This is a genomic window from Brevundimonas sp. (assembly GCF_029946145.1).
GTDB lineage: Bacteria > Pseudomonadota > Alphaproteobacteria > Caulobacterales > Caulobacteraceae > Brevundimonas.
This window is the reverse complement of the sequence record NZ_JAQSDY010000002.1, coordinates 1-7,311: the sequence shown is the minus strand read 5'-3', so window position 1 is coordinate 7,311 and position 7,311 is coordinate 1. Positions and strand designations below refer to the sequence as shown.

Here is a 7,311-nt window from a genome sequence, read left to right as displayed (position 1 = left end):
GGGCGCCGGCTCGCGGCGATCGAGGAGGTGCTCTCGACGCTGGAGCCGCTCTGGGAGGCCGCGCCTGCGGGCGTGGCGTCCGGAGCGGATCGGCCGGCCGGCGCCTTGACGCCGGTCCTGTTGCGCGCCGCCCTCGAGGACCGGCGCAGCATGCTCATCGCCGACGAGACGAGGGCGCGCGGCGAGCTGACGCGCTGGACTGGCGACCCGGATCCAGCGGCGAGCGGGCCGGCCCCCGACCTCGAGGTCGAGCCCGCCGTCCTCAGAATCGGCCTTGAGCGCCTCCCGACCCTGGAGGCTTGGCGGGCGGCCGGAAGCCGCGCCGACGCCGAGGTCGACCTCGCCCGGTCGGGGCGATGGCCCGACTGGTCCTTCGAGGTCAGCTATGGTCGTCGGGATCCCATGTTCGGGGACATGCTGTCGGTGGGGGCCAGCGTCAGCTTGCCGCTCTTCGCCAATCAACGCCAGGAGCCGCTGATCGCCGCCCGCTCCGCCGACGCCCTGGGCGTGCGGCTGGAGCGCGAGGCCGCGGCGCGCGAAATACGCGCCGCCCTCGACGCCGCGCTCGCCGACCTCGCCGCGCGCCGGGACCAGTTGGTCCGGTCGCGCGACGTCATCCTTCCGGCCGCCCGCCGGCGAGCAGATCTGGAAACCGCGAGCTACGCCGCGGGACGCGCGGGCCTGGCGGAGGTCCTCGAGGTCTTCACGGCGATGGCCGACGCGCGCCTCGACGCCCTCGATCGCGAAGCCGCCCTGGCCCGCGACACCGTTCGCATCACCCTCACCTACAGGAGCGACGACCGATGACCGGTTCGCCCAACAATCGCGTCGCGCTTGCAGCGGGCGCCGCCCTTGTTCTCGGCGTGGGCGTCGCGGCGGGACTGATCGGTCGCCCTATGCTGGAGCGCCCCGCCAACGCCGCGGCCGATACAGGCCGCTCCGGGGAGCGCGAAATTCTCTACTGGTACGATCCGATGCTGCCCGGCGAGCGCTACCCGGGTCCGGGCCGCTCCTCGATGAACATGGAGCTGATCCCGAAATACGCCGACGAGGGGAGCGGCGCGCCCGGCGTGCGCATCGATCCCTCCCTGGCCCAGAATCTCGGCATGCGTCTGGCGACGGTGCGCCGGGCGTCGCTGGAGGGCGATCTCAACGCCTCTGCTGTCATCGATTACAATCAGCGCGACGTGGCCATCGTCCAGGCCCGCGCCGGGGGCTTCGTCCAGCGGGTCTACAGCCGTGCGCCCGGGGACGTGATCGCCGCCGGCGCGCCCCTGGTCGATCTGCTCATCCCGGAGTGGGCCGGGGCCCAGGGCGAGTATCTGGCCGTCCGCCGGACGGGTGACGCGGCCCTGATCGAGGCGGCAAGGCGTAGGCTCCTGTTGCTCGGGATGTCGGAGGCGTTGATCGCCCAGGTCGAACGGACCGGACGGCCGAGGACCACGGTGACCATCGCCAGCCCGTCCGCCGGCGCCATCCGCACCCTGGGCGTTCGGGCCGGGATGAGCGTCACCCCGGGCATGACCCTGGCCGAGATCAGCGGACTGTCGACGGTCTGGCTGAATGCCGCCATACCCGAGCTCCAGGCGGGCCGTCTGCGCCTGGGCCAGTCCGTGGAGGTGGCGCTTTCGGCCTTCCCCGGCGAACGGTTCAGCGGACGTCTGACGGCGCTGCTGCCCGAGGTCTCCGGGGACAGCCGCACGCTGACGGCGCGCATCGAGATGGCCAATCGCGCCGGACGCCTGCGGCCCGGCATGTACGGGCAGATCACCTTCGGCGGCGGCGGTGGAGCGGTGCTGGTGGTTCCGTCCGAGGCCGTGATCCGAACGGGCGAAAGAACCCTCGTCATGCTGTCCCTGCCCGAGGGTCGCTACCAGCCGGCCGAGGTCCGGACCGGTCGGGAATCCGGCGGGTTGACCGAGATCCTGGGCGGGCTGGCGGAGGGCGAACGCGTCGTGGCCTCGGGTCAGTTTCTGCTCGACTCCGAGGCCAGCCTCTCCGGTGTGGCGGCCCGGCCGATTTCGGGCGGGCGGGCGCCTGTCGCGCCGGCTGCGTCCTCTGAGCCCGCGGCGCATTCAACGCACCCTGCGCCGGCCGCGCCCGCTGCGCCCACTCCGGCTGCTCCGCCCGCCGTGGCGGATGAACACGCCGACCATGGAGGAGCCGCGCAATGATCGCCGCCCTCATTCGCGCCTCGGTCCGGGCCCGCTTCCTGGTCCTGATGGCCGCTGTCGCCCTGGCGGCGGCGGGCCTCTGGGCGGTGCGGACGACCCCGGTCGACGCCCTGCCGGATCTGTCCGACGTCCAGGTCATCATTCGCACCAGCTATCCCGGGCAGGCGCCGCAGATCGTCGAAAACCAGGTCACCTATCCGCTGGCCACCACCATGCTGTCGGTGCCCGGCGCGCGCACCGTGCGGGGCTATTCCTTCTTCGGCGACAGCTTCGTCTACGTCCTGTTCGACGAAGGGACCGACCTCTACTGGGCGCGGTCGCGCGTTCTCGAATATCTGAATCAGGTGCAGGCTCGCCTCCCTGAGAGCGCTCGTCCCGCCCTGGGTCCGGACGCCACCGGCGTCGGCTGGGTCTATGAATACGCCTTGGTCGACCGCTCCGGCCGCCACGACCTGGCGCAGCTGAGAAGCCTGCAGGACTGGTTCCTCCGATATGAGCTGAAAACCGTTCCAGGCGTGGCCGAGGTGGCCAGCATCGGCGGCATGGTCCGGCAGTACCAGGTGGTGCTCGACCCGGTCCGACTGGCCGCCTACGGCGTCACCCACCAGGCCGTGGTCGAGGCGATCAGACGCGCCAATTCGGAAACCGGCGGTTCGGTGCTCGAGCTGGCCGAAGCCGAATACATGGTGAGGGCCAACGGCTATCTGACCAGTCTCGACGATTTCCGGGCCGTCCCCGTCCGCACGGCGGCTGGAGGCGTGCCCGTCACCCTCGGCGACGTCGCCACCGTTCAGGTCGGTCCTGAGATGCGGCGCGGCATCGCCGAGCTGAACGGCGAGGGCGAGGTCGCGGGGGGCGTGGTGATTCTGCGCTCGGGGGCCGACGCCCGGGCCACCATCGCCGCCGTCGCCGACCGGCTTGAGACCCTGAAGGCCGGTTTGCCTCCAGGGGTCGAGGTGGTGACGACCTATGATCGCTCGCAGCTCATCGACCGCGCCATCGCCAACCTCAGCACCAAGCTGATCGAGGAGTTCATCGTCGTCGCCCTCGTTTGCGGCCTGTTCCTATGGCACGCCCGGTCCGCCCTGGTGGCCATCCTGACCTTGCCGCTCGGCGTCCTTGCCGCCTTTCTGGTCATGAACCTGCAAGGGGTGAACGCCAACATCATGTCGCTCGGCGGGATCGCCATCGCCATCGGGGCCATGGTCGACGCGGCGGTGGTCATGATCGAGAACGCCCACAAACACATCGAGCGGTGGGAGCATGAGCACCCCGACGAAACACTCGCGGGAGAGACCCGGTGGAAGGTGATCACGGACGCAGCGGCGGAAGTCGGTCCGGCCCTGTTCCTGAGCCTGGTGATCATCACCCTGTCGTTTATTCCGGTGTTCAGCCTGCAAGCCCAGGAGGGCCGGTTGTTCGCGCCGCTGGCCTTCACCAAGAGCTACGCCATGGCGGCGGCGGCCATTCTTTCGGTCACCCTGGTGCCGGTCCTGATGGGCTATCTCATCCGGGGGCGCATCCCCGCGGAGCAGTCCAATCCCGTCAACCGATGGCTGACGCACGTCTATCGCGCCCCGCTCGACTGGGTGCTCCGGCGACCGCGGACGACCCTGGCGATCGCTGTCATCGCGTTCGCCACCACGGCCTGGCCGCTCAGCCAGATCGGCGGCGAATTCATGCCGGCCATGGACGAGGGCGATCTGCTCTATATGCCGTCCGCCCAGCCGGGTCTGTCGGCGGCGGCGGCGTCAGCGCTGCTGCAGAGGACAGACCGGATGATCCGCACCATTCCCGAGGTCGCCACCGTGTTCGGCAAGGCGGGGAGGGCGGAATCCGCCACCGATCCAGCGCCGCTGGAGATGTTCGAAACCACGATCCAGTTCAAGCCGCGGGACCAGTGGCGGGCCGGCATGACGCCGGAAAAGCTGGTCGAGGAGCTCGACCGCGCCGTCCAGGTGCCCGGCCTGGCCAACGTCTGGGTGCCGCCGATCCGCAATCGCATCGACATGCTGGCGACCGGCATCAAGAGCCCCATCGGCGTCAAGGTCTCGGGGACCGATCTGGCCGTGATCGACCGTATCGCCGGCCGCGTCGCCGAGGTCGCAGGAGACGTGCCCGGCGTGAGCTCGGCGATCGCGGAGCGCCTGACCGGCGGCCGGTATGTGGATGTCGATATCGATCGCGCCGCCGCCGGCCGCTACGGGCTCACCATCGCCGATGTCCAGTCGATCGTCGCCGGCGCTATCGGCGGCGAGACCATCGGGCAGACGGTCGAGGGCGTGGCGCGCTATCCGATCAGCGTCCGTTACCCCCGCGAACTGCGCGACAATCCCGAACAGCTGCGGAATCTTCCGATCCTGACCCCGGCGGGCCAGCAGATCACCCTGGGCGCGGTGGCCGACATCCGCATCGCCGACGGGCCGCCGATGCTCAAGTCCGAGAACGGGCGGCCTTCGACCTGGGTCTATATCGACGTCCGGGGTCGGGATCTGGCGTCCGTGGTGGGGGACCTGCGGCGGGCGGTCGCCAGGGATGTCGATCTCGGTCCAGGGGTGAGCATCGCCTACTCCGGGCAGTTCGAGTATCTCGAGCGCGCCGCCAACCGCCTGAAGATTGTCGTACCGGCGACGCTCGCGATCATCTTCCTGTTGCTCTACCTGACCTTCGGTCGTCTCGACGAGGCCGCCCTGATCATGGCCACGCTGCCCTTCGCCCTGACCGGGGGCGTATGGATGCTCTATATGCTCGGCTTCAACCAGTCCGTCGCGACCGGGGTGGGGTTCATCGCCCTGGCCGGCCTGTCGGCCGAGTTTGGGGTGGTGATGCTGATCTACCTCAAGCACGCGCTCAGGGATCGGGGACCCGACCCGGACGCCCTGCAGGTCGAGGAAGCGGTCCGGGAGGGCGCTCTGCTGCGGGTTCGGCCCAAGGCGATGACCGTAGCCGTGATCCTTGCGGGCCTGTTCCCGATCCTGATCGGCCACGGCGCCGGCTCGGAGATCATGAGCCGGATCGCCGCGCCCGTTATCGGCGGCATGATCACGGCGCCTTTGCTGTCGATGCTCGTTATCCCTGCGGGGTACCTGCTGCTGAGACGCCGGAAATCACGTTCGACACCCCCCGCCCCAGCCCCGACCCCATGACCCGCACGCTCGTCGGTCTCGCTGATCGCATCTCGTTGGACCTTACTGTGCAGGGCGGGGCAGACGAGGTGACGCCGACCGACCAGGGCGGCGGCCGGGCCCGGCGTCGGCTTCGGTCACGCCTGGAGCCGCGGAGCAGCGTGAGGCTGGCCGCATGAGATCAGCGACGGTGGGCCTGTTGGAGGACGTCGCTCCGCGGCCCCCGTGCGTTCACTCCCCTGCGGGCGCACTCCGCCCGGCCAACTGAACCAACTTGACCGGCGTTCGTTCACACCACGGCCAAGCCCGGCCGTAGCCGCCGCGTCCCGGACGCCACGTTCGGTTGGCAGGCGGCGTGATCCAGAGGATCCACGTCCATGTTCAACCTTACCCAACGGCCCGTCAGGCGGACGGCCATCGCCCTGTCAATCCTTTCCCTTCTCGGCGCCGCAGGGTGCGCCGCGACCGCGTCGGACGTCGGGACGACGCAGCATCACCCGATGGCCGGCATGCCCATGGCGCACGGAGCCCGGGATCACAGCATGATGGGGCAGGATCACGCGATGCCGCCGGGAATGAACATGCCTCGGACAGCCTTTTCCGAAGCCGAGATGGGCATGCACCGCAGCATGATGATGGCGACCGATGTGAACACTCAGCGAACCTGGGCCCGGAAGATGATCGCTCACCATCGCGGGGCCATCGCAATGTCGCAGGCTTTGCTGGGAAGTGATGCGACGGACGCTGAAATCCGTCGCATGGCGCAGGCGGTTATCGACGCGCAGACAAGAGAAATCGGGGAGCTGGAGTCCTGGCTTGAGCGCCATCCCGGCTGATCTTGCGAGGGCCGCGGAGCGGACGGCTTCACCTTGCCCTCGCTTATGGCGCCCGCACTGTCTGGGGCCGCTTGGAAGCATGAAGACCGGGGTCCGTCGGCCTACACGACGAATACCGGCGCAAAGCCCCCGCCCGGGGTTCGAAAGTTTGTCGTCTGGCCCTGATAGACCCGTGCGGCCGTCAATAGCGGGGCGCCGTCGTAGACATAGAGGCGGACATCGAGCTTGAGCGATCGGATCTCTCCGTCCACCCGGATCCGACGTTCGCTGGGCTTGACGAATTCCTGGGCGATATATCCGCCGAGCTGGATTTCCGCCCAAACCCGCCGGGTGATCTTGTCGCCGCGATAGACGGCCTTTCCACCATGTCCGCCGGCGGGCTTGAAAAAATACCGGTTACGGGCCGTCCACAGCCTCTCTGCGTTCTCGGCTGTCACCAGCGTGGTTTGCGGGATCGCCGAAAGACTTCGTTGGTGGTCCGGGGCCAGTCCCAGACCGGCGACCATAACCGGGTCTGACAACAGGATCAGATTCCGCTTGTCGGCGAACAGGGCGTGGTTGCGCGGACCGGGCGTCAGGACGACGGCTCCGGCCTGATAGGCGTCACGCAGGGCCTCGTGCCCGTCAGCACCGAGGGAGAAGTCGACGAGGCGATTGTAGACGAGATCGACGGTCTTTCCTTCGTGCTCCAGTCGCCCTTGGGAAAAATGGAGGTCGGAGGGGTCGGCGACCCACGCCGTGACGCCGTGCTGTTCGAAGAACCGCTGCGCCAACAGGAACTCGGGGAACAGATACTGATCCTTCGGGCTGTCATCGACGATGGCGATCGTCCGCGGTTGACCCGAACGACCCTGCGACGCCCATTCGTCCAGGAACATTCGCCAGACGAGGGCGTCGAAGTCGCCGAGCGCCTCTGCGCGCATGGCGTCGCTGGCCTCACGACAACAGGTGCCCTGGGCGCGCGCGAGAAACGCATTCAGGAATGCCCCTCCGGCGTTGGTGTTCACCTCGATGAGTTTCGGACCACCGTCGCCCAGATGGAAATCATAGCCCATGAAAACCCCGTGCGGGCCGAAGTCCCGGCGGGCGATCGCCGGCGCCCAGGCCAGGGCCGCTTCCTGATAGGCCGGATTCCTGGCGGCGGCCTCGATGGCGCCCACGACGGTCATCATGGCC

The 7,311-nt window shown here is 68.9% G+C and carries 5 protein-coding genes; 4 read left to right on the top strand and 1 reads right to left on the bottom strand.

Going from position 1 to position 7,311, the window contains the following annotated elements; genetic code table 11:
* From PSV23_RS00380 to PSV23_RS00365, 4 genes are all read left to right on the top strand, one after another.
* The coding region (locus PSV23_RS00380; protein WP_300465479.1) for a TolC family protein at positions 1 to 807 on the top strand (807 nt) is incomplete at its 5' end.
* The gene (locus PSV23_RS00375) at positions 804 to 2,174 is read left to right on the top strand and encodes an efflux RND transporter periplasmic adaptor subunit (protein WP_300465477.1); all 1,371 of its coding nucleotides are present in this window, start codon (positions 804 to 806) and stop codon (positions 2,172 to 2,174) included. The genes PSV23_RS00380 and PSV23_RS00375, both read left to right, overlap by 4 nt.
* Positions 2,171 to 5,320: an efflux RND transporter permease subunit gene (locus PSV23_RS00370; protein ID WP_300465475.1), complete on the top strand. Its 3,150-nt coding sequence runs from the start codon at positions 2,171 to 2,173 to the stop codon at positions 5,318 to 5,320. The genes PSV23_RS00375 and PSV23_RS00370 overlap by 4 nt, the downstream gene beginning before the upstream one ends.
* Before the next feature lie 356 nt (positions 5,321 to 5,676).
* A complete protein-coding gene (locus PSV23_RS00365; RefSeq protein WP_300465474.1) occupies positions 5,677 to 6,135 on the top strand; it encodes a DUF305 domain-containing protein in 459 nt (152 codons plus the stop codon).
* A gap of 101 nt (positions 6,136 to 6,236) precedes the next feature.
* On the opposite strand, the gene PSV23_RS00360 is transcribed toward PSV23_RS00365, so the two are convergent.
* Positions 6,237 to 7,311 (bottom strand): hypothetical protein (locus PSV23_RS00360; protein ID WP_300465472.1); only part of this gene is annotated, 1,075 nt, incomplete at its 5' end.

Bases quoted from the DNA above. Each gene is read 5' to 3' on its own strand.
- PSV23_RS00375 (WP_300465477.1), top strand. From the start codon at position 804: ATGACCGGTTCGCCCAACAATCGCGTCGCGCTTGCAGCGGGCGCCGCC.
- PSV23_RS00365 (WP_300465474.1), top strand. From the start codon at position 5,677: ATGTTCAACCTTACCCAACGGCCCGTCAGGCGGACGGCCATCGCCCTG.
- PSV23_RS00370 (WP_300465475.1), top strand. From the start codon at position 2,171: ATGATCGCCGCCCTCATTCGCGCCTCGGTCCGGGCCCGCTTCCTGGTC.